This is a genomic window from Methylibium sp. (genome assembly GCF_013817365.1).
GTDB lineage: Bacteria > Pseudomonadota > Gammaproteobacteria > Burkholderiales > Burkholderiaceae_C > Methylibium.
Genome location: NZ_JACDCU010000566.1, coordinates 1 through 2191, shown reverse-complemented (window position 1 = coordinate 2191; position 2191 = coordinate 1). Strand labels below are relative to the sequence as shown.

The 2191-nt window shown below is 70.2% G+C and carries 1 protein-coding gene and 2 pseudogenes; all 3 read right to left on the bottom strand.

The window, feature by feature from the left end:
• Window positions 1-914, bottom strand: a pseudogene (locus H0W38_RS21365) (PAS domain-containing sensor histidine kinase); the annotation flags it as partial.
• Between the two features lie 22 nt (window positions 915-936).
• Window positions 937-1578, bottom strand: coding sequence for a DUF4390 domain-containing protein (locus H0W38_RS21360; RefSeq protein ID WP_292457987.1), 642 nt, complete (start codon window positions 1576-1578; stop codon window positions 937-939).
• 52 nt (window positions 1579-1630) lie between these two features.
• Window positions 1631-2191: pseudogene (locus H0W38_RS21355) on the bottom strand (16S rRNA (cytosine(967)-C(5))-methyltransferase RsmB); the annotation flags it as partial.

Genomic DNA, 2191 nt, shown 5'->3' with positions numbered 1-2191 from the left:
TATTCGCGGTAGGCACTCTGCACCGCCAGTGCGTTGGCCGCGAGCTGGGCCGGCAGCAGCTGCGTGATCATCAGGTAGTTGTCCTCGGCACCGAGCGAAAAGCTGGTCGAGGGAATCAGCGCCACGGCCCGCATCCGCGGCTGGGGCGACGCGCCCGCGCCGCCACCCTGGCCGATGGCGTCGTCTTCCAGGCCTTCCAGCTGGGTGGTCACGCGGCTCGTGCGGGCGGCACGCAGCAGCGTGGCCGAGGGCCGCTCGGACGCCAGCACGCCGCCGATTCCGGCCGTGCCGGCGCTGGCCAGCACCTGGCCCGCAGAGCCCAGCACCGCTGCCTCCTGCGCGCTCAGTTGCTCGCGCACGCGCTCCAGTGTCAGGGGGCGGGCGCGCTCGCCCGACTCGGCCAGCCGTTCGGCAGCGAGCCGGGTCTTGCCGGCCAGGTCATTCACCAGCGCGTCCAGCGTGCCGCGGCCGAGGTTCAGGCCGGCATCGAGCGCGCCCTCCACCCGCACGTCGAACCAGCTCTCGATGCTGCGCGAGACGAACTGGTAACTCACGGTATAGACGAGCACACCGGGAAGCAGGCCGACCAGAGCGAAGATCCCGGCCAGCCGCAGCAACAGCCGAGAGCCGAATTGCCCGCGCGCCACCCGCACCAGCAACCGCAGGCCGGCCCCGGCGATGACCAGGACCAGCAGCCCGGCGATGACCACGTTGACCCACAACAGCCAGTTGTAGTAGCGCTCGTAGAACTCGCGATTGTTGGTTGCAATCGCGAGAAGGAAGGTCAGCACCAGCGCTGCGGCGATGGTCGCCGCCAGCGAGACGATCCACATCCAGCGCGACGTGCCGCCGTCCGCACGGCGCGAGAGCAGCAGTGCGAGGCGCCGGCGCCAGCGTAGGGGGTGCGAACTCACGGCGTGAGCCTACCCTGCAGGCCTAACGCAGTACGGCCGATGGCGCCGCAGCCGGTGGGCTGGGCGGCGGCACGGCCAGCGTGCGTTCGATGGCCAGCTCCCAGTCGGCTTCGCCCTCGAAGCCGATCTGCAGCGGCCGCGGTAGCTGCGAGGTGTCGAGCCGGAAGCTGAACTCGACATAGTGGTCGGCGCCCCCCTCCAGCCGGTCGGCGTCGGCCAGCTTCCAGCGCGTGGCGCGCTCAATGGCGCCGAGTGCACCGGACAGGGTGTCGTAGTTGTCGCTCAAGCTGCCGAAATTGACGCGGTAGCGGCGCGTCAGCGGCTGCCAGGTCAGGCGCCAGTTGCGCGTGGCCTCGGCAACACGGGCGTCGCGCCAGTACCAGCGGGGCCGCCACACTTCGGAGTGAGCCACGAAGTACAGCGGCACGCCCTTTCTCAGTGCCTGCTCGACGGCCTGCGGCAGCACGACCTGGACATCGTAGGCCAGCAGCAGCCCCTCCTCGTTGCGCGTGAGCTCGAGGCCGAGCAAGTCGAAGCCGTCGGCTGCGGCCGGCGGCCCGGCCAAACCGAGCAGTACCGCGACGAACGCCAGCAGCGGCCAGCCCTGCCCCGTGCGTCGGCCCGCACGGGCTTGGAAACAGCATCGGACCCAGGCGGTGAACACGTATTCAGGAGTTTGGTTTGTGGCTTGACTAAAGGCTGGAGCGGGCGGGCGGTCAGAACACGTTTTTGTCGAGCAGGGCGTAGAAAAAAGCATCCGTCTCGGGCGGTGGTGCCGGCTGCGTCCCCTGCAGCGGATTGTCGGGGACGCCCAGCAGACGACCGGCGCAAGGCCGTAGGCTGGCGTCAGGCGCGCGTTGCAAAAAAGCGTCGATCTGCTGCTCGCCTTCGGCCCGGAACAAGGAGCAGGTGGCGTAAAGCAACCGCCCGCCGGGTTTGAGCAGCGGCCACAGCGCGGTCAGCAACCGCGCCTGAACCTGCGCCAGCGCCGCCACGTCGCCCGGGCGGCGCAGCCAGCGCACGTCGGGGTGACGGCGCACGATGCCCGAAGCGGTGCAGGGCGCATCGAGCAAGATGGCATCGAAGGGCCGCCCGTCCCACCAGGTGTCCGGGGCGCCGGCGTCGGCCGCCTGCAGCTCGGCCCGCAGCCCGAGGCGCTGGAGTGTTTCATGCACCTTGACGAGGCGCTTCGGATCGGCGTCGAGCGCAAGCAGGTCCGGATCTGCCAGTTCGAGCAGGTGCGCCGTCTTGCCGCCGGGTGCGGCACAGGCGTCGAG